Annotated in this window: 18 protein-coding genes and 1 pseudogene; 9 read left to right on the plus strand and 10 right to left on the minus strand. The window is 64.0% G+C overall.

Features of this window, described 5'->3' with window-relative positions; genetic code table 11:
• Positions 1 to 116: 116 nt before the first annotated feature.
• The 3 genes from aspT to ELS24_RS13435 form a co-directional block, all read right to left on the minus strand.
• Complete coding sequence (gene aspT, locus ELS24_RS13425) at positions 117 to 1,805, minus strand: aspartate-alanine antiporter (protein WP_127184382.1); 1,689 nt, start codon at positions 1,803 to 1,805, stop codon at positions 117 to 119.
• 533 nt (positions 1,806 to 2,338) lie between these two features.
• On the minus strand, positions 2,339 to 3,202 hold the full coding sequence (gene ppk2, locus ELS24_RS13430; protein WP_205736968.1) for a polyphosphate kinase 2: 864 nt from the start codon (positions 3,200 to 3,202) through the stop codon (positions 2,339 to 2,341).
• Between the two features lie 153 nt (positions 3,203 to 3,355).
• Positions 3,356 to 4,273 carry a helix-turn-helix domain-containing protein gene (locus tag ELS24_RS13435; RefSeq protein ID WP_164741249.1) on the minus strand — a complete coding sequence of 306 codons (918 nt, stop codon included), beginning with the start codon at positions 4,271 to 4,273 and terminating at the stop codon, positions 3,356 to 3,358.
• A gap of 125 nt (positions 4,274 to 4,398) precedes the next feature.
• On the opposite strand from ELS24_RS13435, the gene ELS24_RS13440 reads away from it, so the two are divergent.
• The 6 genes and pseudogenes from ELS24_RS13440 to ELS24_RS13465 all read left to right on the plus strand — a co-directional run bounded on the left by ELS24_RS13440 (position 4,399) and on the right by ELS24_RS13465 (position 9,793).
• Positions 4,399 to 4,875 (plus strand): DUF3302 domain-containing protein, encoded by a 477-nt coding sequence (locus tag ELS24_RS13440; RefSeq protein WP_083447333.1) that lies wholly within the window; start codon positions 4,399 to 4,401, stop codon positions 4,873 to 4,875.
• 12 nt (positions 4,876 to 4,887) lie between these two features.
• Entirely contained in the window at positions 4,888 to 6,030 is a 1,143-nt protein-coding gene (locus tag ELS24_RS13445) for an HlyD family secretion protein (RefSeq protein ID WP_050446457.1), read from the plus strand.
• A gap of 287 nt (positions 6,031 to 6,317) precedes the next feature.
• Positions 6,318 to 6,740: pseudogene (locus tag ELS24_RS31260) on the plus strand (TolC family protein); the annotation flags it as partial.
• A gap of 185 nt (positions 6,741 to 6,925) precedes the next feature.
• The gene (locus ELS24_RS31265; protein WP_240669502.1) at positions 6,926 to 7,456 is read left to right on the plus strand and encodes a TolC family protein; all 531 of its coding nucleotides are present in this window, start codon (positions 6,926 to 6,928) and stop codon (positions 7,454 to 7,456) included.
• Positions 7,457 to 7,766: 310 nt separating this feature from the next.
• Positions 7,767 to 7,994 carry a hypothetical protein gene (locus ELS24_RS13460; protein WP_240669554.1) on the plus strand — a complete coding sequence of 76 codons (228 nt, stop codon included), beginning with the start codon at positions 7,767 to 7,769 and terminating at the stop codon, positions 7,992 to 7,994.
• An 80-nt stretch (positions 7,995 to 8,074) separates the two neighbouring features.
• Positions 8,075 to 9,793, plus strand: a complete 1,719-nt coding sequence (locus ELS24_RS13465; RefSeq protein WP_050446454.1) for a SulP family inorganic anion transporter — start codon at positions 8,075 to 8,077, stop codon at positions 9,791 to 9,793.
• A 28-nt stretch (positions 9,794 to 9,821) separates the two neighbouring features.
• Here ELS24_RS13465 and ELS24_RS13470 read toward each other — a convergent pair whose 3' ends face one another.
• Positions 9,822 to 10,685 carry a LysR family transcriptional regulator gene (locus ELS24_RS13470; protein WP_127184387.1) on the minus strand — a complete coding sequence of 288 codons (864 nt, stop codon included), beginning with the start codon at positions 10,683 to 10,685 and terminating at the stop codon, positions 9,822 to 9,824.
• Positions 10,686 to 10,796: 111 nt separating this feature from the next.
• Between ELS24_RS13470 and ELS24_RS13475 the strand changes: the two genes are divergently transcribed.
• Together ELS24_RS13475 and ELS24_RS30930 are read left to right on the plus strand one after the other, a co-directional pair.
• Positions 10,797 to 11,783: a zinc-dependent alcohol dehydrogenase family protein gene (locus tag ELS24_RS13475; protein WP_127184388.1), complete on the plus strand. Its 987-nt coding sequence runs from the start codon at positions 10,797 to 10,799 to the stop codon at positions 11,781 to 11,783.
• A gap of 407 nt (positions 11,784 to 12,190) precedes the next feature.
• Positions 12,191 to 18,256, plus strand: coding sequence for an autotransporter outer membrane beta-barrel domain-containing protein (locus ELS24_RS30930; protein ID WP_164741251.1), 6,066 nt, complete (start codon positions 12,191 to 12,193; stop codon positions 18,254 to 18,256).
• A gap of 40 nt (positions 18,257 to 18,296) precedes the next feature.
• Here the strand turns inward: ELS24_RS30930 and ELS24_RS13485 are convergent, their stop codons facing one another.
• The 5 genes from ELS24_RS13485 to ELS24_RS13505 all read right to left on the minus strand — a co-directional run bounded on the left by ELS24_RS13485 (position 18,297) and on the right by ELS24_RS13505 (position 24,074).
• Entirely contained in the window at positions 18,297 to 19,739 is a 1,443-nt protein-coding gene (locus ELS24_RS13485) for an efflux transporter outer membrane subunit (protein WP_127184389.1), read from the minus strand.
• A 10-nt stretch (positions 19,740 to 19,749) separates the two neighbouring features.
• Positions 19,750 to 20,679: an efflux RND transporter periplasmic adaptor subunit gene (locus ELS24_RS13490; RefSeq protein WP_127184390.1), complete on the minus strand. Its 930-nt coding sequence runs from the start codon at positions 20,677 to 20,679 to the stop codon at positions 19,750 to 19,752.
• Positions 20,672 to 20,866: a DUF1656 domain-containing protein gene (locus ELS24_RS13495; RefSeq protein ID WP_050446448.1), complete on the minus strand. Its 195-nt coding sequence runs from the start codon at positions 20,864 to 20,866 to the stop codon at positions 20,672 to 20,674. The genes ELS24_RS13490 and ELS24_RS13495 overlap by 8 nt, the downstream gene beginning before the upstream one ends.
• Entirely contained in the window at positions 20,856 to 22,898 is a 2,043-nt protein-coding gene (locus ELS24_RS13500) for an FUSC family protein (RefSeq protein WP_127184391.1), read from the minus strand. The genes ELS24_RS13495 and ELS24_RS13500 overlap by 11 nt, the downstream gene beginning before the upstream one ends.
• 243 nt (positions 22,899 to 23,141) lie before the next feature.
• Positions 23,142 to 24,074 (minus strand): LysR family transcriptional regulator, encoded by a 933-nt coding sequence (locus ELS24_RS13505; protein WP_127186326.1) that lies wholly within the window; start codon positions 24,072 to 24,074, stop codon positions 23,142 to 23,144.
• 164 nt (positions 24,075 to 24,238) lie between these two features.
• On the opposite strand from ELS24_RS13505, the gene ELS24_RS13510 reads away from it, so the two are divergent.
• Positions 24,239 to 25,132, plus strand: a complete 894-nt coding sequence (locus ELS24_RS13510) for an oxidoreductase (RefSeq protein WP_127184392.1) — start codon at positions 24,239 to 24,241, stop codon at positions 25,130 to 25,132.
• A 38-nt stretch (positions 25,133 to 25,170) separates the two neighbouring features.
• Here the strand turns inward: ELS24_RS13510 and ELS24_RS13515 are convergent, their stop codons facing one another.
• Positions 25,171 to 25,665: a hypothetical protein gene (locus ELS24_RS13515; protein WP_127184393.1), complete on the minus strand. Its 495-nt coding sequence runs from the start codon at positions 25,663 to 25,665 to the stop codon at positions 25,171 to 25,173.
• Between the last annotated feature and the right edge of the window lie 4 nt (positions 25,666 to 25,669).

Genomic DNA, 25,669 nt, shown 5'->3' on the forward strand with positions numbered 1-25,669 from the left:
GAACAGGTGGTCCAAGTGCTGACTGTCATCCGCTTTGCTCGTCATGGCATTTCCTTTGGTGGCTTTCCCGCTCGCCTGCCGCGCGTGCGCGACAAGGCAGCGGGCGAGGTTGTCGGCTAAGAAAGAATGATGATGATCACCATGCCCCAGATCGTCAGCAGCGTGTTGCCGACCGCGTAGGTGACGGTGTAGCCCAGCCCGGGCACCTGGCTCTTGGCGGCGTCGCACACCATGCCCAATGCAGCCGTGGTGGTGCGCGAGCCCGCGCAAATCCCCAGGATCAAGGCGGGGTCAAAGCGGAAGACGTACTTGGCCAGCAACATGCCGCCGATCAACGGCACCGCCGTTGCAAAGATTCCCCACAGGAACAGGCTGATGCCAAGCTTTTGAAGTCCGGCCACGAAGCCGGGGCCGGCGGATATGCCCACCACCGCGATGAACACGTTCAAACCCACCGAATTCATGAACCACAAGGTGGGCTCGGGAATGCGTCCGAAGGTGGGATGAATCGCCCGGAACCAGCCGAACACAATGCCGGCGATCAGCGCGCCGCCCGCCGTGGACAGCGTGATGGGAATGCCGCTGACGTTGATCACAATGGCGCCGATCAGCGCGCCCAGGGTGATCGCCAGTGACATGAACGCGACGTCCGTCACGGTGGTCGGCCGGTCAACATAGCCCAGTTGCTTGGCGGTGGCATTGATGTCCTGCGTGCGGCCGACGACGGTAATGACGTCGCCCCGGAACAACTGCGTCTTGGGCAGCACGGGAATGGGTGTTTCGGTCGGGCCGCGCCGAATACGCTTCAGGAAAACGCCGCGCGCACCTGGCCACTTGGCCAGTTCTTCCAGCGGCTTGCCGTCCACTTTCTTGTTCGAGATGTAGATGTCCACGCCCTCGGTCTTGATGTCCAAGAGCTCTGCATCTTCGACTTCGCGGCCGCTGGGGCCAAGCCGCTCGATCAATTGATTGCGTTTGCCACCAATGGCGACAACGTCGCCCGCTTCAATCACCGTGGTCAGATCCACCTCGATGACGGCGCCGCCCCGGCGTATCCGTTCCACGAATGCGCGATAGCCCGTTTGCGTGCCGGCCTCGATCTCGCCAATGGTCTTGCCGATGAAGGGGCTTTCGGGGGCGACTGAATAGGCCCGCACCTCGAATTCGTACCACTGGGTTGCGTCAGCCGCGCCGCCGCCCGCGCCAAGCTTCTGTTCATAGGCTTTGCAGGCCGCCACCAGATCGATGCCCAGCAGCTTCGGGCCAATCTGCGCCAGTATGATCGCCGAGCCCACCGTGCCGAAGATGTAGGTCACGGCATACGCGATGGGCATGGCGTCCAGCAAGGCTTGCGTTTCCTCGGGGGTTTGTCCCAGGCGGTTGATCGCGTCTGTCGCCAAACCCATCGACGCCGAAATGGTCTGCGAGCCGGCGAATAGCCCCGCGGCCGAACCCAGGTCATAGCCCGCAAGGATCGCCGCGATCGCGGCTGCCCCAAGCGATAGCAGCGCCATCAACACGGCAAAGATCGCTTGAGGCAAGCCGTCCTTGGCAATGCCCCGCACGAACTGGGGACCGACGCCGTATCCCACCGCAAACAGGAACATCAGGAAAAAGACCGACTTCACATTGGGTGAAATCTTCACGCCCAGAATGCCGATACCAATCGCCACCAGCAGGGTAGCGGTGACGGCGCCAAGGCTGAAGCCCTTGAAGCTCTTGCCCCCGATCCAGTAGCCGATCCCCAGCGCCAGGAAAATGGCGATCTCTGGATAGGCTTTCAAGGTTGCAACAAACCAGGTCATGTCCTTCTCCTTTGTGGATACCCGTAATCGGCGACGAAGAAGCATGCAAAGTCAGCGGTACGTCCATGACAGAGTCGTCTTGTGGACACTATGAATCACGTCGGCATGGCATTTCGCATGGACTCAACATCGTTGTTGATCCTCGTCAACTATTTGCTTCGCCAGACCGCATGGCTTGCGCAACGTCGCGGCCGGACTCAATAAAATGCAGATATGCCGTCAGGGATAGGCACGCGAAACCTGGGAGCAAGATGCCATGACCACAATGAAGACAATCCCGCCCAGTGAGTACGTCAAGCTTGTAAACAGCTTGAATGGGAAGGCGAACCCGGGCTGTAACGGGCAGTTGGTTACCTACACGGTCAGCGGGCTGAACCTGGACCAGCGCACGCACCTCAACGTTCCTCGCGACGCATGGTCTGCGTCGGCCGCTTCAATTTTTGAACTGCGGCGCAGGGGAATATTCTGTTTTCCTATCCTTGCGCCGCTTGAGGAACCCCGCCGGTCTCGGCCGTATCGCCGCACCGCACTGACTAGAACTTCTGTGGAACTTGCCTGATGGTGTGGGTGGGTTCGCGGTAGCCTTGCGGCTTTTGCCGCTTGGGCAACGTCACTTTTGTCCTGGGCAGCGCCTTGTACGGAATGCTCTGCAGGATATGGCTGATGATATTCAGCCGCACCCGCTTCTTGTTATTGGAATCGGCAATAAACCAGGGCGCCAAGCCTGTATCCGTGGCCGCGAACATGTCGTCGCGCGCGCGCGAATAGTCATACCAATGGCTGTACGAATCCAGATCCAGTTTGGATAGCTTCCAGATCTTGCGCTCGTCGTGGATGCGCGCTTGAAGGCGGCGCGTTTGTTCTTCTTCGCTGACTTCCAGCCAGTACTTGAGCAGGATGATTCCAGATTCCGTGAGGGCGCGCTCCACCAGCGGCACCGCCTTCAAGAAGCCCTTGGCCTCTTCCTTGGTACAAAAACCCAGCACCCGTTCCACCCCGGCGCGGTTGTACCAGCTACGGTCAAAAATCACGATCTCGCCGGCGGCGGGCAAGAGGGGAAGGTACCGTTGCATATACATCTGGGTCTTCTCGCGATCCGTGGGTGCGGGCAGCGCGATGACACGGAAGACGCGCGGGCTGACGCGGGCTGTAATGGCCTTGATCGTGCCCCCTTTGCCAGCGCCATCGCGTCCTTCAAAAATAATGCACACCTTGGCGCCCGTGTGGACGACCCATTGCTGGAGCTTGACCAGTTCGATGTGCAGCCGCGCCAATTCCTCTTCGTATCGCTTGCCCGATAACGCGGGCTGCTCTGGCGCGCCGTTTTCCTCCGCATCCTGCTTTTTTTCCGTGCTCTTTTTAGCCGTGTTCTTTTCAGCCATCTTCTTCTTAGCCATGATTTCACTCCTCAACCCGTTGTGCGAGTCCAATGGGAAGCATCAATGTGACCAGTGCAGGCGTCCGGCGTTGATTGTGAACGCAGTTAAAGCCCTACGTCCATGATGATTCCGGCGAAAAGCTGTAAGGAACGAAATCGGGCGTGCCCGGCGTTATTGCTGACGCAGCCGGTGGCGTGTCTGGGACGGCGTTTCCAGGAACAATCTGCGGTAGTGGGCCGCCGCATACGTTGAATACGCATACCCATGCTGAAGAAAACAATCCGCCACTGTCATTCGCGGGTCGCGGTTTTTGGCAAGATCCAAATAAACGTCGTGCAGCTTGCGCAGGCAAAGATAATGCCCCGGTCCCATGCCGAAACACGCCAGGAAAAAGTCTCGCAAGCTGCGCTCGCTGATCCTCATGGCTTTGCACAGGTCGTTGACATGCGCGGTGGCGTTTTGCTCGCGAAAAACCTTCAAGGCGGACTCGCACAGCTTGGACATTGATATCGAAGGGCGTCCCCGGCACCTTTGAACCGGGGTGCGGGAAGCGATCAGATCAAACAAGCGCTGCTCGATCAGACGACGGCCGATTTCCGGCGGACATGACGGCGCCAATGACGTGATGGCGGCATCACGCAATGCCGCGACCTGCAGGTAGTCTGTACGCACCATGCTTTCTGCGTCCGCCCAGCGCCGCAGCGTCTGCGCCATCAAACTGCTGCCCGCGAATAAGTCCGAACCGAGGGGCAAGGCAATCATGATCCACTCATTCGAACCCGCGGCCCGAAAGGCATAGCCTCTGGACGGCGCCAGGATGCCGACGGAATCCTGAGAAAACGGCAGCCCGTTCAACCACGTCGGGTTTGAAGGCGGTTGCGACAACAGCAGTGTCAGGTGCGTGGGGCGGCCCGTGGCTTCGCATAAGCTTGGCGCCGTTGCGACGCCACGTTGAACGTCGATGCCATTCACATCAAGATGGCCGATTCGCCATTCATTACCGCCAGGCCCCAGCAGGAATATGCGGGTGTGCGCTGCCAGAATCGCTTGCGCATACGAATCAAACGACTCGAAATGATGAAGATTCATACCTTCCTCCGGGCGCCGGGACTGTCGGTATTTTGCCGAAATTAGCATGGACTTTGCGAGCAGTCAGTGGCAACAATGCAATTCAAGTTCTCGCGAATCGCGTTATCGAGAAAAAGGGGCGCTATATGTTTCTTGCCAAGTTGCGGTCAAGACTCGTCGTAGCCGTAACCATCGCGACCGCACTCATTCCCATTACGGCGCATGCCGTGTCCGGACACCTGGAAGACACCATTGCCGATGTGCTCGTTTGGTTCGTGCTCGTTCTGGTGCCAATACTGGCCATCTGGATATTCTGGAAGCTCCATGTCCTGCCCGAAGTCATTGCCGAAAAACGGCATCACCCTCAAGCCGATGCAATCAAGGCGCTCTGCCTGATGTCCCTGGTATTTGGGGGCATGCTGTGGCCCTTTGCCTGGCTGTGGGCGTATACAAAGCCGGTCGGCTACCGGCTGGCTTACGGCCGAGACAAGCACGATCACTATTACCAGGAAATAAGCGCCAACGAAGGCGAGACGGCACGCGAAAACAAGACAGAAAGCCACACCAGTCCTGAACAGGAACCACGACAGGAACCACGGCCCGGTCCCAAAACAGTTAGTTGACGAGGGGGTGCAATGCTTGAGCTCATTGCGGTCGTGTATGGGCTGGTGGTTTGGCTTGTATTCATCAAGCTGAAGCTGCTCCCGTGGAATATCCAATCGCAGGTTGGCGTGGTCGCCGTGGGCGCGGCCGGATTGGTGGCGCTGGTGCTGACGATCAATGTCGTCACGCCTTCATCGTCAGAGGCGCGGGTGGTCAACTATGTGGTCGAGATCGTCCCCAGGGTGACCGGGCGCGTGGTGGAAATTCCCGTGGAAGGCAATCGGCTGATCAAGAAAGGCGACGTACTGCTGCGCCTGGACGCCGAGCCTTACGAACTGAAAGTCAGGCAGCTCGAAGCCAAGCTTATCGATGCGCAAACGTCCCAGCAGTCGCTGGATCGCGACTTGGCGGCGGCGCAATCGATGACGGCAGCCGCCCTGGCGCAAGTGGAATTGACCCGTATGCGCTTGCGCCAAAGCACCGCCTTGGCGGCGCGCGGGGCGGGCAGCCAATACGATGTGCAGAGTTTTCAAAGTGAATTGAAGGTACGAATTGCCAACTGGGAAGCGGCGCGCGAAGCGGAACAAAAGGTCCGGCTGAACGTATCCGCCGTGGTGGACGGCGACCAAGTGGCAGTGGCGCAGGTCAAAGCCGAGCTGGATACCGCCAAATGGGAACTGGCGCAGACCACGCTCTATGCGCCCGCGGACGGGTACGTCATCAACTTGCAGGCGCGGGTGGGCTCTTACGCCGCGGCGTTACCGCTACGCCCCATCATGTCGTTCGTCGAGACGACGCAGCAGGTGATCGCCTTCTTCGATCAGAATCAGCTTACGAAGGTCAAGCCTGGCAATGAGGTCGAGGTGTCGCTACGTACCGTCCCCGGCCACGTCTTCAAAGGCAAGGTGGATTCAATCGTCTGGGCAACGTCCCAGGGCCAAATCCAGGCATCCGGCGTGTTGCCCGGCACGACCGCCGAGGGCGCCCACGCCGCCGCACCCATGCAGTTCGCCGTGCGCATCGACCTTGAAGCGCCGCAAGACACGGCGCTGGCCATGGGTGCCCGAGGCCGCGCCGCCATCTACACAGACAGCCTGGGGATGCTGCATATGGTGCGCAAGGTGATCGTCCGCGTCTCCGCCAAGCTCGACTATCTGGTCCTTAAGCTTCATTGACGGGGGCCTCCATGCCAGCGCGCCGCCCGATCGCCCCACGCATGCTTGCAACGGTGTGCTGCGCCATGGCCTTCATGGCGGGCTGCGCCAACCTGGACCGCCCAGAGGACACCGCCTTGTACGAGCAAGCGATGTCCGGCACGCATGTGCCCGACCAATGGACGGCCAGCACAGCGGCCGCCGCGTTCTCGCCGCAATGGGCCGGCTTTGCGGATGGCGGCACGCTGACCGCCCTGATCAATGAAGCGCTGGCCAACAACATTGATCTGCGGGTGGCGGCCAGCAGGATGCAACAGGCGGCGCACCAGGCCAGGTTGGCGGGCGCCGACCTTTTGCCCACCGTCGGCATCGGCGCGCGCGCGGCCACGGACCCGACGCCGGGCAGCGCGTTTTCGGCCAATGGCTACGCCATCCTGCTGAACTGGGAAATCGACTTGTGGGGCAGGGCGCGGGCTCAGAAACTGTCTGGCGAAGCCGGATACCGTTCCGCCGAAGCGGACTACGCCTATGCCCGCCAGTCCATCGGCGCCTTGACCGCCCGCAGCTGGCTTGCGGCCCTGGAGGCAAGCGGCCAACTGTCGCTGGCGCAGCAAATTGAAGGCGCCACCGACGAGCAGCTCAAGCTGGTGCAGTACCGTCGCCGCATCGGCAAAGTCAGCGACATGGACGTGGCGTATTGGTCGGAACAGGTAGCCGCGGCCGCTGACGTGGTGGCCCAGCGAGAACAGGCGCGTGCCCAGGCCTTGCGGGCATTGGAGCTGATACTGGGACGCTATCCCGCCGGCGCCTTGCAAGCCAACGAGACCATTCCCGATGCGCCGGCGCTGCTGCCCCCGGTCTGCCTTTGGACCTGTTGGACCGCAGGCCCGACCTGGTCGCCGCGCGCGAACGCCTGGTGTCGGCGTACTTTGGCGCAGAGGAAGCAAAGGCCGCGCGCTTGCCGGCCATTTCGATATTCGCTGGTGCGGGGCGCTTCACGAAAGACTATTCCGGCCTGGCCACCAGCATGCAAAGCTGGGTGTTCCCGGTGGGCGCGTCGCTGGCCTGGCCGCTGTTCGACGGGGGGGCCCGCCAGATCACGTTGGAACTGCGCACCGAACAGCAACGCGAAGCCTTGGCGCTATACGCCCGCGCGATCCTGACGGCAATGGGGGAAGTGGAAAACGGCCTGACAGGCGAACAGCAATTGGCGCTGCGCGAACGATCAATACAGCGTCAGTTTTCCGAAAGCCTCCGTGCGTTGGAGTTGGCGCGGGTGCAACGGCAAATCGGCCAATTCGATGATTTTGATGTGTTGCAGCGCAAGCGCGATCTGTTGCGCGTGCAGAGCGACTTGATGCACATCCGCGCGCAACGCTTGGTTCAGCGCGTGAATCTGCATCTTGCATTGGGCGGGCATTTTGTTGCGGAGCCTTCGCCGGAATAGAGCGCCAGCGGAAGCGGGTACGGGACATTCCAGAAGGTCAAATCGCCGAGCAGGCCGAGGAAGTGCGCGGCGTGTTCCTGCGCCATATTTGTTGCGCTGGGCTTTGGCATCTTCATCGGCGCGGTGGTGGGGATATCGCTGGTGTTCCCCATTGGCAGCATGCATATCGCCCTGGGCAGCAGTGTCAGCACATTGATCCTGGGCTTGTTGGTGGGTTGGCGGAACTCGGCCAAGCCGTTGTTTGGCCGCATATCGCATGGCGCGCTTGAGTTCATGAAGTCGATCGGGGCTGGCGGGTATCGTGGTGACGATGGTTCCTTTGTTCGTCGGTTTGCTGGTGGGGCGATATCTGCTGCATCTTGAACCGCTGCTCTTGCTGGGCGCCCTGGCCGGGGCGCAGACCATGATGGCGGGTCTTGCCGCGGTACAGGAGAAATCCGAGAGCCCCATTGCCGTCATCGGCTATTCTGGCACCGTCGCGTTCGGGCATATCCTGATTACGACATGGGGAACGGTAATCGTCTGGCTGATGTACTGACGGCGAACCACTTCCCTTTGGATTTCAACGCTGTCACCGCATTTCATATGCATCCCCAGTTGCTACCGCCAAGGTGTTTCATGCCTTATCCGCCGCCCACGGCCGCGCCCGTCGACCATCCACCCCGGCACTGGCTGCGCTGGCTGCCGGGGGTGGCGGTACTAAGGTCGTATCAGGCAGGTTGGCTGCCCCGCGACCTGGCCGCCGGCCTGGCGTTGGCGGCGATGCTGGTGCCCGTGGGCATTGCCTATGCCGAGGCGTCGGGCGTGCCCGGCGTCTACGGCTTATACGCCACCATCGTGCCGCTGTTGGCCTATGCAATATTCGGCCCCAGCCGAATCCTGGTGCTGGGGCCGGACTCGGCGCTTGCCGCGCCGATCCTGGCGGTGGTGCTCAGCGTGTCCGTGGGCGACCCCATGCGCGCCGTGGCCGTGGCCAGCCTGATGGCCATCGTCGCCGGTTTGTTCTGCATCGTGCTGGGCCTGCTGCGGCTGGGGTTCATCACCGAGCTGCTGTCCAAGCCCATCCGCTATGGCTACATGAACGGCATTGCATTGACGGTGCTGGCAAGCCAGTTGCCCAAGATATTCGCGATTCCGATTGACGGCGGTGGCCCGTTGCAGGAACTGTGGCTGTTGACGCGGGCGGTTATCGATGGCCACACCAACTGGTACGCCTTTGCGGTGGGCGCGGCGACCCTGGCGGTGATCTTGCTGCTAAAGCGCTTTGACCGCGTGCCCGGCATTCTGATTGCGGTGATTCTGGCAACCTTGGCGGTCAGCCTGTTTCGGCTGGATGCACGGGGTGTCAACGTACTGGGCGAGATCCCGCAAGGGCTGCCAACATTCACGTTGCCGTGGCTGAGCAACGCGGACTGGGTCACGATCGTGCTTGGCGGCTGCGCCGTGGCGATGATTGCGTTTGCGGATACCAGCGTGCTGTCGCGCACCTATGCCGCGCGCACGCACACGCGCGTGGATCCGAATCAGGAAATGGTGGGGTTGGGCATGGCCAACCTGGCGGCGGGATTCTTCCAGGGCTTTCCCATCAGCAGCAGCGCATCGCGCACGCCCGTGGCCGAAGCGGCGGGCGCGCGCACCCAGCTTACCGGCGTCGTGGGAGCGGTTGCCGTGGCCGTGCTGCTCTTGCTGGCGCCGAACCTGCTGCGCTATTTACCCAGCAGCGCGCTGGCCGCCGTCGTCATCGCCGCCGCCATCGGCCTGTTCGAATTCAAGGACCTGCGCCGCATCTATCGCATCCAGCAATGGGAGTTCTGGCTATCCATGCTGTGCTTTGCCGCCGTGGCTGCGTTCGGCGCCATTCCCGGCATCGGGCTGGCCGTGGTCATCGCCGTCATCGAATTCCTGTGGGACGGCTGGCGCCCGCATTATGCGGTGCTTGGCCAGGTGCCGAACCTGCGCGGCTACCACGACCTGAAGCGCTACCCTCACGCCGCCCTGATAGACGGGCTGGTGCTGTTCCGCTGGGACGCGCCCCTGTTCTTCGCCAACGCCGAGCTGTTTCAGCAACGGCTGATGCAAGCCGTCGAGGCGTCGCCCACGCCGGTGCGGCGCGTGGTGGTGGCCGCCGAACCCGTCACCAGCGTTGACGTGACGTCGGCCGACATGCTGCGCGAGCTTAGCCAGCTTCTGGCCAAGCAGGGCGCCGCACTGCATTTTGCCGAGATGAAGGACCCGGTCCGCGACAAGCTCAAGCGCTTTGAACTGTCGGAGGTTTTCAGTGACACGCACTTTCATCCCACGGTGGAGAGTGCGGTGGAGGATTATCTGGGCCGGTGAATGACACGGCCCAGCGTCTGGCTCACGCCTACGCCAATGCTGCAACCGTGACGTCCAGCAGGGCACGCAGCCTTGCAACTCGGCGTAGGTCACGGTGATAGCCAAGCCATACATCGCGGCCCGGCGGCGCTTCGCCCAAGTCAATGCGCCGTATGCCCGGCGTGGCATCGCCAAGCGGACACGGCAGAACCGCGAAGCCGGAACCTTCGGCGCACATGCGTGCCTGCACGCCACGGTTGTTGCTACCGAACACGATCCTGGCTTTGGGCAGCATTCGCTTGACCCAATCAACGTCGGGCAGTGCACCGAAGGCGCGGTCCATGCTGATCAGTGTGTAGCCGTCGCCGTCGCCGCGTGATGGCGACACCAGATCGGCGTGCCCATACAAGGCGTAGTCGATGTGCATCAGCTTGCGCTGGATCACGTCGGGTTCGTCGAACGGTGTAATGCGAAACAAAAGATCGGCTTCGTGCCGCGCCAGGTTGTAAAGGCGTGAATCCGTAAGCAGCTCTAACGAGACGCCAGGGTGCTTCGCCAGAAAGCGCGCGAACACGGGCGTCAGTACGTGGATGCCAAACCAGTCCGATGAAGAGACCCGCAGCAGACCGCTCAGCTGGGATTCCTTTCCGGCCAGTACGCGGGTGAAACCCAGCGCCTCTTCTTCCATTCGCTCGGCATAGGCCAGCACGGCCGCGCCGTCATCGGTCAAGACAAAACCATCGCTGGTGCGCTGAAACAGCGTGTGCCCAAGCGCTTCCTCAAGCGCACGCAACCTGCGCCCCATGGTCGGTTGGGTCTGGCCCACGAGCTTCGCCGCGCCGCCCAGCGTGCCGCAGCGGGCAATCGCCAGAAAGACCCGGACATCGCTCCATTCCAGATGCATGTCATTCATTTTCGTTTGATTGCTGTGCAAAAACGTTGATTTACATGCGTTATAGCATGATCAATGATGCAGGCACGGACCTGTTCATTCGACGGGCCAGACACCAGAAAGGAGTTGATCATGACCATGCAGGCGCTTGTTATCAACCGCTACAACGGTCCGCTTGAATTGACCGAAATCCCCATGCCGCAGCCGGGCCAGGGCCAGGTGCGCGTACGCATCGCCGCAGGCGGCCTTAACCCGCTGGACACCAAGATTCGGGCCGGCAGCGCCGCGCACGCGAAGCATCCGCTGCCCCTGGTGCTGGGCATCGATATGGCCGGCGTGGTCGATGCAGTCGGGGCCGGCGTAGCCGCGTTCCACGTCGGCGACGAGGTCTATGGCATGACGGGTGGTGTCGGTGGCATCCAGGGGTCGCTGGCCCAGTATGCGGTGGTGGATGCCGACTTGCTGGCCATCAAGCCGGTGAACCTTTCGATGCGCGAAGCGGCGGCGTTGCCCCTTGCGTTTATCACGTCTTATTCGGGCATCGTCGACCGCGCGCGCCTGCAAGCTGGCCAGACCGTGCTGGTGCAAGGCGGCGCGGGTGGTGTCGGCCATGTGTCGGTGCAACTGGCGCGCGCCTTGGGCGCCCAGGTTTTTGCCACGGCTGCCTTGCGTGACCATGATCTGGTTGCGCGCCTGGGCGCAACGCCCATCGACTACCAAGCGCAGTCGGTGGAGACGTATGTGGCTTCGTTGACGCAGGGCGCGGGCTTTGACCTGGTTGTTGACACCGTTGGCGGCCCATCGCTGGATGCCGCGTTTGCCGCGGTCAAACACTTTGGGCATGTCGTCAGCGCGTTGGGATGGGGCACGCATGCGTTGGCGCCGCTGTCGTTTCGCGAGGCCACGTACTCGGGAATATTCACGCTTTATCCGCTTCTTACCGGCCAGCACCGCGCCCATCACGGCGCCATGCTGCGCGAGGCCACGCGGCTGGTGGAAGCCGGCAAGCTCAGGCCGAATCTTGATCCCCGCCGGTTCGACCTGCGATCAGCAGAAGCGGGGTACGACGCAATCACCCGCGCAAGCGCCTACGGAAAAATCGTGGTGGATGTGGCGTGACTTAAACGACCGGCCCCACATTGATGAACTTGGGAGCGGGATCGCGCGCTGCATCTGCTCGTCACTGAGACCTTGCGCGTCAAGAATGACCGCCTGATGCGCACGGACTGTCGTTGTGGTTTTTTGACAAGCCTGACACCGATTCGTCGACTGAAAAGTGCGTTTCGTCGAAACGTCAAAACGCGCCTCTGCCTGCGTGATAAAAACCACGGCATCAGAATGAATCAGAAAACTAATGCGGCCTGTTGTCACGGGCTTGCTGCGAGGGGTTGAAGATGAAGAAGGCGACCGCAACGCGAACTTTGCGCGCAAGGGCCGCTTTGCGCCCTGGGTTTGAACCGCGTCGATCCCTGCCGCGTCCGGCGAACTGGCTGGAGCTGCTTTCAGTTACGGCGGTTGGCCTGATCATGTCGCAGCCTGCCGCCGCGGCCTTGAGTTGCCCCGCGGTCAATACCAATCCCTCCACTTCCACCACCTGCACCATTTCGTCCAGCCAGGGTGGGGCAGGGGCGCAGGTGAACGTCACCAATACCGCCAACGCCGGCACCGGCGACAACATCGGCGACTACGGTGGCAACTACACGGTGATCAACAACGGCGCAGTGCTGCAGCCCAGCACCCCACAGGGCGGCATCTTCGTTCGGCTAACAGGCGGCATGGGGTCCAGCGACACCAGTAATAACGCCACGAACGGCGGTAACGGCGGCACCATCACCATCAACAACAATGGCGGGAACATCACGGTGCAGAACGCACCGACCGCCAGCGGGCAAGGCAGCGGACCCGGCATCTGGGCGGATTCAGGATCGCAGTTCGGCATCTATGGCGCCTCGGTCGGTGGCATTGGCGCCAACGCCAGCGATACGGTGATTGGCGGGGGCAACGGCGGTCGGGGCGGCGACGGTTCAGCCGTCACGATCACGAATAGCGGCAACATCAGCGTGTCGAACCTGCCGTATGGCGGCGTGGGTATCTACGGCGCCAGCATCGGTGTCGTGGGCGGGAACCAGGACAGTGCGGCGACGGGCGATCAGAACGGCGGCAATGGCGGGGGTAGCAATGTCGTCAATATCAACAACAGCGCGACCGTTTCGGTCACCGGCACCGCCGGGCGCTATGCCTGGGGCATCGGCGCCGAATCCATCGCTGGCGACGGGGGGCATGACAACGGCAGCGGCTCCAGCGCCGGGGCGACCAACTACTCGAATCCCACCATCATCACCAACACCGGCAACGTATCGGTGAACGTCAACGGGTCGGCCCTGGGCAGCGTACGCGGCCTGTATATCCTGAGCCAGGGCGGCAACGGCATGACGTCCGAGGACGGCAGCGATAACGGCGGCACCGGTGGCCAATTCGGCGCGATGAGCGTCGTCAACAGCGGCCAGGTCTCCGTGGCCAGCACGTCGACGGTAGCGCCCACCAGCCTGACGAATGCGTCTGGCGGCATTGTCGTCATCGGGCTGGGGGGCAATGGCGGCATGGGCCCGCAGACGATCACCAACACCAGCGGCGAGATCGGCGGATACGGCGGCGGCAACGGCAACACCACGACCGCCGTCACGCTGAACAGCGGGTCGTCGGTCACGACTTCCGGCGGTTACCTGCCTGGCGTCAATGTGATCACGCTGGGCGGTAATGGCGGCGCGGGCCGCGAGGACAGCAACGGCGCGGCCGGTGGCAACGGCGGCACCATCAACATCACCATGAACGGCAACGCCAGCATTCAGACCAACGGCGTGCAGTCGCACGGCATTTCGGCGATCAGCCAGGGCGGCGCGGGCGGCGGGGTCGAGACCAGCAGCGGCATCATCGACTTCACGCCCGAGAACGCCGGCAGCGGTGGCGCGGGCGAGGCAGTCACCGTAACCACCACCGGCGGCTCCATCCAGACCCGGAACGATGACTCCATCGGCATTCTTGGCCAGTCCCTGGGCGGCGTCGGTGGTGTCACCACGGGCAACTTCGAACTGTTCGGCAACGCTGGCGCGGATGCGGGTATTGGCGGGGCCAGCGGCTCGGTCACGATCAATAGCCAATCGTCGATCTCGACCACCGGCCAGTCATCCCACGGCATTTCGGCGCAGGCCATTGGCGGCGGCGGCGGAACAGCGGGTGTCAGCAGCGGCATCATCGCGTTGGGCGGCGCGGGCGGCACGGCGGTGTCTGGCGGCACGGTCAATATCAGCCAGTCCGGCGGGCTGAGCACCAGCGGGACGGGGTCAATCGGGATGTTGGGCCAGTCCATCGGCGGCGGTGGCGGGGACGGCGGCGCGGCAAGCGGCGTGGCCGTCATTGGTGGCCAGGGCGGAGGCGGCGGCAACGGTGGCTCGTCCACCGTCGGCATGAACGGCTACACATTGAATACCAGCGGCGACCATGCCTACGGCATCGTGTCGCAGTCCATCGGTGGCGGCGGCGGTACCGGCGGCGCGGCGTCTTCCTACGACGCCGGCGTGGGGTTTGCCATCGCCGTCGCGGTGGGTGGCACCGGCGGCAGCGGTGGCGCGGGCGGTACCGCGGTGGGCAATGTTTCCAACGCAAGCCTGACGACAGGGTCGTCGGGCACCACCAATGGCGACGCGCATGGCGTGGTCGTGCAATCCATCGGTGGCGGTGGCGGAGCCGGCGGCGCGTCGGTGGCGAAGGCCCTGGCGATTGCCGTGCCGGACGAGGACGCGTCCTTTGGGGTTGCGGTGACGTTTGCAATGGGCGGTTCCGGCGCAACGGGCGGTGGCGGTGGCTCGGCGTCGTCGGCCATCAACAACTCGATTCTGACCACCTACGGCGCCAACTCGCAGGGCGTGCTGGTGCAATCCATCGGCGGCGGCGGCGGCCTGGGCGGCAGCGCCTCGGCGCTGTCCACGGTGGTTGGCACGGGCGACTCCGTGGGCGGCACCGTTCAGTCGTCGGTGGGCGGCAGCGGCGGGCCGGGCAGCTACGGTGGTACTGCCATGCTTAGCCTGGCGGGCAGCACCATCACCACCTGGGGAGACTCCGCGAACGCCCTGGTGCTGCAAAGCATCGGCGGCGGCGGCGGGTCGGGCGGCGTGGGCTCTGCCACCGGGCGTAGTCCTAACGTGGACGCCAACGTTTCCATCACGGCGAACGTGGGCGGCATCGGCGGGGCTGGCGGGCAGGGTGGCATCGCGTCGCTTACCGTCGACCCCTCCAGCACGGTCGTCACCCACGGCGACGGCGCGCGCGCGGTGCTGGTTCAGTCCATCGGCGGCGGCGGCGGTGCGTCGCAAGGCGGCCAGGTCGGGCTTGCCGTCAATAGTGAAAGCGAAGACGGCACCACCGATGTCCGGGGCACTGTGTCGGTCGGCCGCGGCGGTACCGGCGGCGGCTTCGGCGGCACCATTATTCTGAACAGCGACGGCAACATCACCACCCATGGCGCGGATGCAGACGGCTTGCTGGTGCAGACCATTGGCGGCTCGGGCGGCCTGGGCGGGGCGGTGGGTGGCACCAGCGAGAACAACGCATCGGGGTCGCTGGGCGATTCCGGCACCACGTACCAGTTCAACGTTTCGGTGGGCGGCAACGGTGGCGCTGGCGGCAACGGCGGCGCGATAGGCACGACTTCCTCGCCCGCCAGCCTTGGCGCTTCCACAAATACCTTCGGCGACTACGCGGACGCGGCGGTACTGCAATCCATTGGCGGTGGCGGTGGCGCGGGCGGCGCATCGACCGCGTCATCCAGCATTTCTACATCCAACGTGTCGATTTCGGTGGGCGGTTCCGGCGGCTCCGGCGGCGCGGGCAACGGTATCAATGCCTTCCTGAATGGCAACGGCACCAACAGCTTCAACACGTCTGGTTATGGCGCCATGGGCATCGTCATGCAGTCCATCGGCGGCGGCGGCGGAATGGGCGCCACCGGATCGCCGCTGGCCAAGGGCTCGCTGCGTGTTGGGGCCACGGGTGGCAGCGGCGGAGCGGGCGGCAACGTCACGGTAACCGGCGGCAGCTATGCCTCCATCCAGACCAACGGCGATAGCGCCCACGGGCTGGTGTTGCAATCCATTGGCGGTGGCGGCGGTATTGCAATGGCCGGCAGCACGGCATCCGCCTCGAAGCCCGGCAGCCAGCAATTCAACCTGCACGCGGGCAGCGCCGGCGTTGGCGGCACGGGTGGGGCCATCAATGTGGCCACCGGCCTGAACCTGAACACCTATGGCGATCGGGCCATCGGCGTGATCGCGCAATCAATCGGTGGCGGCGGGGGCATCGTTACCTCCGGCACGGCAACCGGCGTAGGCACCACGGTTTTGGGCGGGGGCAATTCCAATGGCGGCTCGGTAAGCCTGAACCTGCAATACACCCTGAACACGCATGGCGCGGGTGCGCACGGCATTGTGGCGCAGTCCATCGCCGACGGCGGCGGCATCCTGGGCGACACGACAAAGCTGATCACCACGAACTCGGCCGGCTTTCTGCCTAGCACGTTCAACTCCAGCAGCGCCGGCAGCGTATCGGTTTCCTTTAACGGAAACCTGTCGACCGTGGGCGCCAATTCCTACGGCATCATCGCGCAGTCCTTCGGCGGTGGCGGCGGCCTGGCCGGCGGCCCGCAAGGCGGCTTTGCGGGATCGGTAAGCAGCAGCGCGGGCAATGCCAGCAGCGTCACCGTCAACCAAAGCGGAACGCTTAGCGCAACGGGTTCGGATTCCACGGGCATCATGGCGCAAAGCCAGGGCGGACAAAGCGAACAGAGCGTAACGGTCAACATCAACGGCAGTGTGGTGGGCGGCACCAACAGCGGCAAGGGCGTGTGGATACTGGACGGCCACAACAACGTGGTCAACGTCAATGCAGGCGGATCGCTTGCCGCGTTGTCGAACACGGCGTTGACGTTCAATGGCGATTCCACCACGGCGGCGGGTTCCTTTCTTACCCTGAACACCTACGGCACCGTCACCGGCAACGTCTATTGCGGCAACAGCGATTCCACCAGCGCGTGCAATTTCTACGTGCTGCCAGGCGGCGTTGCCAACGCGGCCGTTGCGTACCAGGCCAACGTCATCAACTCGGGGCTGATCGTGATTGGCTCGCCAGGCCAATTCCAGACCCTGACCGTAAGCGGCAATTTCCGGCAGGCCGATAGCGGCGTACTGCGCGCCGACGTGGATTTCGACCAGATGCGTGCCTCGCGAATGGTGGTGCAAGGCAATGGCGATCTGAACGGCAAGATCGACGTGCTTGCCGCCGCGCTGCTGCCCGACCGCGAGCTGACGGTGCTGACGGTGCAGGGCAGTTCCCAAGGCAGCGTGGACGCCATGGACAGCCCCGTCTTCGACTACGCCACGCGCCAGGTCGGCCAGGACACGCGCATCCGTGTGTCGGCCGCCGACTTCAATGCGCCGGCCATGCAACTGAAGTCAAACCAAGTGCAGGTGGCGGGTCACCTTCAACGCATCTGGGACGCTGGCGGCAACTCGGCCCTGGCGCCGCTGTTCGGCCAGTTGGACCAGGCTTCGCGCGCGGGGGCGGGCGCCTATCAAGACAGCGTGGCCAGCCTGTCGCCAGGCGTCACGGCCGCGCCCGCCGTGCAGTCGGCCGCAAACCTTGGGCAATTCACCGGCGGGATGATGTCGTGCCCCACGTTCACCGGCGTCGACGCTTTTACCGGCGAGCAGAATTGCTTCTGGGGCCAGGTCACGGGCCGCTCTACTGACCAGGACGGCAGCAAGGGCACGACGGGTTTCAGCTACGACACGGTGACCTACCAGTTTGGCGGCCAACGTGAAGTCAGCCCGGGCTGGTTCGTGGGCGGCTCGGCTGCCTATGAAAACAGCAAGGTGCGCGCCACCAACGGCAACGTGCGCGGCGATGGCGACAGCGGCTATGTTGGCACGGTGGTCAAGCGCGAGGAAGGGCAGTGGGTGTTCTCGGCGGCAGTGGGCGGCGGCTACGGCGGCTATCGCATGGATCGCAACATCGACATTGCGGGATACCAAGACACCCTGACCAGCCATCCCGACGTCTACGGCTTCAACGCGCGCCTGCGCGCCGCCCGCACCTTCGCTTACGACAACATGTATGTGAAGCCCTACCTGGATGTCGACGCCAGCTATACCCGCATGCCGGGATACCAGGAGTCGGGATCAAACCCGCTGGCCTTGTCGGTGGACGGCAACGACCAGTTCATCATGGGCCTGTCACCCATGATCGAATTCGGCGGACGCGCAGAGCTGCCCGACGGCGCGGTACTGCGGCCGTTCCTGTACGCGGGTGTGTCGTTCCTGTCGAAGAATGATTGGACGTCCAGCGCACGCCTGCGCGGCGCGCCTGCCGGGACGGGGTCGTTTGATACGACGCTGCCTATTGATGATGTCGTGGGGAAAGTGGGGGCGGGCTTGCATGTGATGCGAGCAGGAGGCGTGGATTTTCGGTTGCAGTATGACGGGCAGTTTTCTGAGCACGTGCGCAGCCATAGCGGGACGTTGAAGGTGATGGTGCCGTTTTGAGGGTGGGCGGCTTCAATTTGCCGGCTGCTTACACCGGCATCTAAGGGGCCAATGCCGTGTCCGACGACCCAGCCCCCAACGCCTTGTACAAGGCAATGCCTCCTTGCAATTGCCCCAACTGGCTGATGGCCAACGCATCGCGTGCCTGGTTCAGGCTGCGCTGCGCTACCAGCACCGGCAGGTAAGCGCTTAACCCGCGCGCGTAGAGTTGGCGGGTCTGTTCCAGGGCTTGTTGGCTGGCGGCCACGGCCTTCTGCAACGCGGCTTGTCGTTGGCGTTGGCTGGTCCATGCGGTCAAGGCGTCTTCCACGTCGCGCAGCGCCAAACGTACGTCCCGCTCGTAGACGCGCCGTACGGCGTCGGCGTTCGCCTGTGCCGCGGTCACGCCTGCGCGCGCGCGGCCGGCGTCGTAGAGCGACTGGTTGCCCTGCACGGCCGCCGACCACGCCAGGCTGGCGCCTGAGAACAGGTCGTGGATGACGCTGGCGGTGGTGCCCAGCCCCAAGGGAATACGGAATGTGGGAAAGCGTGCGGCCTGCGCCACGCCGATTTGCGCGGTGGCGGCGGCCAGGCGTCGTTCGTCCGCGCGCAGGTCGGGGCGTTGGCGAATGACGTCTGACGGCAGCGACAGCGGCAGGTCGGCTGGCATGGGCAAAGCCGGCGCGGACGTTGCAAGGTCGGCATGCCAGTCCCCAGGAAACCCGCCGGCCAGCACACCGATGGCATGGCTGAAACGGGCGATTTCCGCGTCCAGCAAGGGCGGCTGCGCCTCGGCGGTTTCGCGCTCGGCGCGTGCCAGGGTGACGTCGGCCAGCGTGCCCAGGCCACTGCGGTGCGCTTGTTCAGCCAAGCGCTCGGTTTCGGCCAGCGTACGAATGTTGTCTTGTGCGATGGCCAGGCGCAGTTGCGCGGCACGCAGCCCGGCGTAATCGGCCACCAGCTCGGCGACCAGACTTACTTGGAGCGCACGATGGTCCTCGGCCAAGGCCTGGATGCCGGCATCGGCGGCCTCGACCGCCCGGCGCGTGCCGCCGAACAGGTCCAGCTCCCAACTCGCATCCAAGCCCAGATGCCAGGCTCGCGCCTGTCCGCCAGGCTGCGAGCTGAGTGCCTTGCTGCCGCGTGTTGCCTCGCCGCCAGCTCCGGCCGAGACCTCGGGCATGGCGGCCGAGGCGATTTGCACGCGCTCGGCGCGGGCCTGGCGCAGGCGTGCCAAGGCGATGTCCAGATCCTGATTGTGCGCCAGGGCCTGTGCGACCAGGCGGTCCAGCAAGGGGTCCTGGAAGGTGCGCCACCAAGTGCGCAGGCCATCGTGGTCGCCATCGGACATGGCGGCGTCGGCCTCAATCCAGTGCGCGGGCGCATCCATCGTCGGCGTGCGGTAGTCCGGGCCCACCGTGGTGCAGCCGGTCAGGAATGCCAACAGGGAAAGAAGCAGCGCCTGCCGAAGGCGCGACTGGGTGCGAGGGATAGGTGCATGCATGGCCTTGTCCTCACATCCAGCGGTGTAGCAGCGAGATCAGGCGGCCCTGGGGCACCGGCGCGCCTGGCGAGGGCGTGACCTCGATGCTGCCGGTCATGCCGGCCGCCAGCAGGACGTCATGCGGGACATGCTCGAATTCGACGCGCACCGGGATGCGCTGCGCCAGCCGCACCCAACTGAAGCTGGGTTCCACGCTTGGCAGGCCTTGCGCGTCGGCCTGCTGGTTGCTGTCGGTAATGCCTCGCCCGATGCTGGCCACCCGCCCCGGCAACACCTGGTCGTACCCCATCAGGCGGATCCGCGCCGCCGCGCCGGGTTGGATGCCGCGCAGTTTGGTTTCCTCGAAGTAGCCGGTGATCCAGAAGCTGTGGGCGTCGATCAGGGCGATGTTGGGCTGGCCTGTCACGGCGTAGTCGCCCTTGTTCAATCGCAGGCGCGTGACGTAGCCATCGGTTGGCGCACGCAGTTCAGTGCGTGCAAGATCCAGCTTCGCTCGGTCCACGGCGACCTGTGCACTGCTTAGGTCGGCCCGGGCGATTGCGGCCGCCTGGTTCGCCCGCTGGATGTCTTCGGCCGGCACCAGGCTTTCCATGCCCCGGCGTCGCCGCGCCTCGTCGGTTTTCTGGCGCAAGGACACCTCGGCTGACGCCAACTGCGCTTCGGCCTGGGCCAACGCCAGCGCGAAGCTGGCATTGTCGATGCGATAGAGCAGGTCACCTTGTTTGACGTATTGATCGTCCATGACCGAGACCTCGACGACGGTGCCTGACACCTCGGGAGCGATACGCACGATCTGCGCGCTGACACGGCCATCGCGGGTCCAGGGGGCGACGACGTAGGCGCGCCACAGCGCGCTGACCAGAAACCCGGCAGCAACGACCACCGCCAGGGTGAGACCTGCGCGCAGCAGGAGTTTGGCGGGAAATGAACGTTCAGACATAAAGCACCAACAGGGAAACAAGGCAAAGGGAAATGGCGAACTCGAACAGGCCCGGATGCCACACCCAGCGCAGCACCCCGCAACGCACCAACACGAAGCGAAGGCCCATATAGATAGGCAGCGCCAGGCAGGCGTACACAAGGAACGGCGGCAGGTAGATGCCGGCCAAAGAAAATTCACTGAGCATGGGTGTGGCCTTCAGAGGAATACGGAACGTCGTTCGCATGGCGTTCCAGCAGCGCGGCGATGTCGAGCAGCACGACCGCCACGCGCCGTACCTCAGCCATCGTGGCGTTGGACCGCACCGGCAAACGCGCCAAAGAGGTCGCTGCGCGGCGGGCATGGCGTGCGGCTCGCGCGGGATCATCGGCCCGCTGGCGCAGATGGCGCAGCGTGCGCGCCACCGCGCGCGGCCATTCGGCGTCCTGGCGCGCCTGGCGCAGCCAGCGTCGCAGGCGCAGGATTTCCCGACCCAGATGCAGGCTGGTCAGCGCCTGGGCGATGGCGCGATCCATCGCCTGCGGCTGCGTCCTGAGCAAGGCGCCAAGTTGCGCGATGCGGTGTTGCTGGCGCCATTGCCAAGCTGGTGCATCGGGCGGCTCGTTGCGCAAGGTGGCCAGCGCCGCGTCGCGGATGCGCTGGCGCAAGCGCGTGACGTCGCGCGCCCCGTTGCGCGGCAGCACGATCTTGAAGCCCAGCAGCGTAAAACATGTCGCCAGGATCCAGGCCACCGCGCCATTGAGGAACAGGGCAAAGTCGTAGCGCATGGGGTTGTCCGCCGCCGCCAGTGTCGTGAACGCCACCAGATAGGCCACGCCCGCCAGCGCATAGCGCGGCATCGTGGTGGCATACACGCCAGGCAACCAGAACAGGCTCAGGGTCACCAGCAGCAGCGGCAGGCCCGAGACGTGCGGCAGCACGATGAAAGTGCATAGAAAGGCCATCGCCACGGCGGCCACCGTGCCCTTGATGAATTCGACCGCGCCCAGCGCGGGATTGGGCGCAGTGGACAGCAGGGCGCATGCCGCCGCCAAGCCCGCCAGCATCATGTTGCCTTCCGTCCAGCCGGTGGCGATCCAGAAGGCGCCTCCCATCAACACAGTCAACAAGGCGCGCAGGCCATTCTGGAAAGCCGCCACCGTGTCGCGGTGAAACGGCACGGACACGCGCGCCGGCGTTGGTGTGGCTTGGTGGAAGCGCTCGATACCTTCGATGGCTTGCAGGTAATCGTCCAGTTGCTCGATCAAGCGATCGCCTGCGATCATCAAGGCGGCTTGCTCGGAGGCATCGTCCAGCGAGGTCGCGGACAGGACCGCCACCAGCCGGGCGCGCAGGGCGTTCAGTCGTTCGATGGCTCGTGTCGTTGAGGTCGGGCCGTGTCCTGTCGGGCCGCGCTCGGCCGAGCCGCGTTCCTGCGCCAGAGCCTGCGCGACCTCCCGCCATGCTTCCTCCCAGTCCGGCTGCAACGCACTCAGCACAGCGAGACCGGCGCTGTGTTCGCGCAGGGGCGGCGCGCCGCCCACCAAGGCCGAAAACAGCGACACCATCGTGTGCCGCACCGTGCCGGCACGATGGGCCAGATCAGCGGACTCGGCCTTGCCCAGCGCCAGCAGATCGTCCACGCCATACACCTCGGTGATGAGCGAGCGTCGTCCGGCATCCAGGGGCTTGGCGCCCGGCTCGGCGCTGCCTTGAATAGCCTGGTGATGCGTCGCCAACACGCCCGCCGTGGCGGCCGCAAGGCGCTCGAGCAGTATGGCCAGGCGGCTATGTACGCTGCGGCTGCTGAACACGGCCGACACCAGCGCCAGGCAAACCACGCCGATCAGCACGGACGTGCCACGCCCCATCACCTGATCGAAGGTGCGTTCCGGATGCTGCATGGCGCCGTAGGCCGCCAAGCCCACGGTATAGCCCGCCAGCGTGGCGCCATAGGCCCGGAAATGACGCAGCAGCGTCATGCCCACCACGCACACCCCCAGCCATACGCCGAACCCGAACAGAAAGAGCCAGGGCATTTGGCCGAAGGCGCTCATCAGCACGAAGGCCGCCAGCATCCCGACCAGCGTGCCCAGCACCCGCCACACCCCTTTGCCGATCACGCCGCCCTGGACAGGGTTGATGACGAGCAGCACGCTGGAAGCCGCCGCGTAGGGCGCGTGCAATTCCAGCAGATAGGCCACCACCAAGGCCAGGCAAGCGGCCAGGATCGAACGCATTACGTAGGTTGCGCGTGGCGTCGTCAGATCAAGATAAGGCAGCCCACGCGCCAAGCCGTCCCGAAATCGGGAAAGGCGTGGAGAGACGCCCGAATTTGCTTCAGGCACGTTCGCCGAATGCACGTTGCAACCCTTCTACAGAGATCAATACGCATCACTGTAGGTAGGGCCAATCATTCCGAAAAGTGAATTTATTGCACTCCAACGATTGCGTAAGACGCACGCATTGGGGCAAGCACCTTCCTATGGCTTGGCGCGCTTGGCTGCCTGTGCCTGGCTCTCGTTTGAGAGCGTATGGATGGTTTTCCGCAACCATTGATGAGCCGGATCACCCTCCAGGCGCGGATGCCAGGCCTGTGTCAGCAGCACCGTTTCCAGCGGCGTCGGTAGGTCGAACACGCGAATACGCAGGCCCGCGGACAGCGCGGCGCTTGCCAGATGCCGGGGCAGGGGCAGCAGCAGATCCGAATCCTGCAATGCGAACAGCGCCGTGTACGGATTGGGCACCACCAGGGCGACGTGCCGGCGCAGGCCCTGCGCTTCCAGTGCGTCATCCAGCGGCCCGGCGGCCTTGCCACGCCGCGACACGTTGATGTGCTCCCAGCGCGTAAGGCGTTCGGGCGTGATCTCGTCGTCGAAAATCGGATGGTTGCCGCGCGCGACACCCGCGAACGTCGTGGTGAACAGGGACTGCACGCGAATCTCGGGCCCCAGCTTGCGCGAGGCGCTGATGAACAGGTCGATGCGACCACTGCGCAGCGCCTCTTCGTCCACGTCGTCTTCCTCCGGCGAAAAGCGCAGCATCGCCCGTGGCATGTCCCGTGCCATCGCATCCAGAAGATGGCCCAGATGGATACTCACAAACTCATCGGTGGCGCGCACGTTGAAACGCCGATCCAGCGATTTCAGGTCGATCTCGGCATCGGAAGCGAACACCTGCGAGGCCTGTTCGACCGCCACCCGCACCTGTTCGCGCAGTGCCAACGCTTTGGGTGTAGGCATGAGCTTGCGGCCGACCTGGACGAACACGGGATCGCCCAGCGCCTCGCGGATGCGGCTCAAGGTGCGGCTCATCGCGGGCGCACTCAAGTGCATGCGGCGCGCGGCGCCGATAACGCTGCCCTCGTCGAGCAGCGCATCCAGCGCCAGAAGAAGATTGAGATCGGGCCGTGGCATGGCTGCCCTCTGTTGATTTACTTTTTTGCAATCATAGTGTGTATTAAATAACGACCGAAGCATCTATCCAATGCTCGCCGGCAATTCAAGCTGGACGGATAATTGGCGCCACCACGGCACCCATCATGCGACACGCGAGACGGCCCACAAAGGAATCCGCTTTGATGAACACTGAAACCAACCCTATTGCTGTAGTGGGTCCTGGTGCGATCGGCACCACAGTCGCGGCGATGCTGCATAAGGTCGGCCGCACGCCATTGCTGTGTGGACGGACTCCCCGCAATCACCTGACGCTGCTAGAGGGCGGCGGCGCTACGACCGTCCCCGGTCCGGTTCGGACGACCCCAACGCAGATTACTCGTACGGCTGATCTTGTCTTTCTTGCCGTCAAGACCACGCAGATCGAGGCGGCAGCCGAATGGCTCGCCGTGCTGGTCGGCCCAGAGACAGTCGTGTGCGTCTTGCAGAACGGGCTCGAGCAGTTAGAGAAGGTTGGACCGCGCGCTCCACGCGGACGAATCGTTCCCGCTGTCGTGTGGTTTCCGGCACAGGCGCAATCCGATGGCTCGGTACGCCTGCGCGGCGACGTGCGCCTGACGCTGCCTGATACGTCTGCTTCCCGCGTCGTGGCCGAAGCGCTGCAAGGCACGCAGTGCTACGTGGACTTGGCCGAAAACTTCAGCGCTCTCGCCTGGCGCAAGCTGATGCAGAACGCCGTGGCGGGACTCATGGTGCTCACGTCTCGTCGCTCGGGCATGTTCGGCCGGCCTGACATCGCCGGGCTGGCGCTGGCCTACCTGCGGGAATGCTTGGCCGTGGCGCGCGCAGAGGGCATTGAACTTGGCGACGAAGTGCCGCAAGAGATTCTCGACAAATTCCAGTCGGCACCCGCGGACATGGGCACGTCCATCCTCGCGGATCGCGAAGCTGGCCGGCCACTGGAATGGGATATTCGCAACGGCATCATCGCGCGTCGCGGCCGGGCGCATGGCGTTCCGACGCCGATCAGCGACATCTTGGTGCCGCTTCTTGCGGCTGCGAGCGACGGTCCGGGCTGACCGCCGAGATAAGGTGTCAGACTGACACTATTGTTAGTTCAGGGAATCAGCCCGGCCTTCTGTAGCCGCCATTTCGGAATTTGATAGTCGTATGTGGCGGCTTTCAGCGTCTCAAATTGCTTGAACCAAGGCGCAATGTGCTGGTCGATATCGTCCGGCAGCGTGGCCAGCCAAGCGGGTAGTTCTTCGGGTTCGCACAGCGCCACCGGCGCGCCGCTGGCAAACGTGTCTTCCGGAACCAGACCCTGGCCAGGTACGAGATACGCACGTCGATAGAGCCGACCCTTGTCCCAGACTTCGGTGGGCACGTAGACGGGCCATTCGCCTTTATGCGGTACGGAAACGTAGACGCCGATCGAGACCAGTTGCCGGTTCTCGAACGAGTCCATGTAGCGGTTGAGTACCAAGCCCTGGTCCACCTCGTTAATCGTGCGCCACAGGCAACGCTTGCGCTTGCGCCAACCGGCGAACGCGGGGTGAGGGCGCACGAGGTCCATGAAACCGTCTTCGATGGGTTGGAAGTTGATGGGCATGTGG

The organism is Achromobacter spanius, assembly GCF_003994415.1.
GTDB lineage: Bacteria > Pseudomonadota > Gammaproteobacteria > Burkholderiales > Burkholderiaceae_B > Achromobacter > Achromobacter spanius_C.

What these genes read in the sequence shown, in the direction of transcription:
- ELS24_RS13510 (WP_127184392.1), top strand. Translation starts at nt 24,239, where the DNA reads ATGAACACTGAAACCAACCCTATTGCTGTAGTGGGTCCTGGTGCGATC.
- ELS24_RS13515 (WP_127184393.1), bottom strand. Translation starts at nt 25,665, where the DNA reads ATGCCCATCAACTTCCAACCCATCGAAGACGGTTTCATGGACCTCGTG.
- ELS24_RS13470 (WP_127184387.1), bottom strand. Translation starts at nt 10,685, where the DNA reads ATGAATGACATGCATCTGGAATGGAGCGATGTCCGGGTCTTTCTGGCG.
- ELS24_RS13490 (WP_127184390.1), bottom strand. Translation starts at nt 20,679, where the DNA reads ATGTCTGAACGTTCATTTCCCGCCAAACTCCTGCTGCGCGCAGGTCTC.
- ELS24_RS13475 (WP_127184388.1), top strand. Translation starts at nt 10,797, where the DNA reads ATGACCATGCAGGCGCTTGTTATCAACCGCTACAACGGTCCGCTTGAA.
- ELS24_RS13500 (WP_127184391.1), bottom strand. Translation starts at nt 22,898, where the DNA reads ATGCGTTCGATCCTGGCCGCTTGCCTGGCCTTGGTGGTGGCCTATCTG.
- ELS24_RS13445 (WP_050446457.1), top strand. Translation starts at nt 4,888, where the DNA reads ATGCTTGAGCTCATTGCGGTCGTGTATGGGCTGGTGGTTTGGCTTGTA.
- ppk2 (WP_205736968.1), bottom strand. Translation starts at nt 3,202, where the DNA reads ATGGCTAAGAAGAAGATGGCTGAAAAGAACACGGCTAAAAAGAGCACG.
- ELS24_RS13440 (WP_083447333.1), top strand. Translation starts at nt 4,399, where the DNA reads ATGTTTCTTGCCAAGTTGCGGTCAAGACTCGTCGTAGCCGTAACCATC.
- ELS24_RS13505 (WP_127186326.1), bottom strand. Translation starts at nt 24,074, where the DNA reads ATGCCACGGCCCGATCTCAATCTTCTTCTGGCGCTGGATGCGCTGCTC.
- ELS24_RS30930 (WP_164741251.1), top strand. Translation starts at nt 12,191, where the DNA reads ATGTCGCAGCCTGCCGCCGCGGCCTTGAGTTGCCCCGCGGTCAATACC.
- ELS24_RS13460 (WP_240669554.1), top strand. Translation starts at nt 7,767, where the DNA reads ATGGTTCCTTTGTTCGTCGGTTTGCTGGTGGGGCGATATCTGCTGCAT.
- ELS24_RS13485 (WP_127184389.1), bottom strand. Translation starts at nt 19,739, where the DNA reads ATGCATGCACCTATCCCTCGCACCCAGTCGCGCCTTCGGCAGGCGCTG.
- ELS24_RS13495 (WP_050446448.1), bottom strand. Translation starts at nt 20,866, where the DNA reads ATGCTCAGTGAATTTTCTTTGGCCGGCATCTACCTGCCGCCGTTCCTT.
- ELS24_RS13435 (WP_164741249.1), bottom strand. Translation starts at nt 4,273, where the DNA reads ATGAATCTTCATCATTTCGAGTCGTTTGATTCGTATGCGCAAGCGATT.
- aspT (WP_127184382.1), bottom strand. Translation starts at nt 1,805, where the DNA reads ATGACCTGGTTTGTTGCAACCTTGAAAGCCTATCCAGAGATCGCCATT.
- ELS24_RS13465 (WP_050446454.1), top strand. Translation starts at nt 8,075, where the DNA reads ATGCCTTATCCGCCGCCCACGGCCGCGCCCGTCGACCATCCACCCCGG.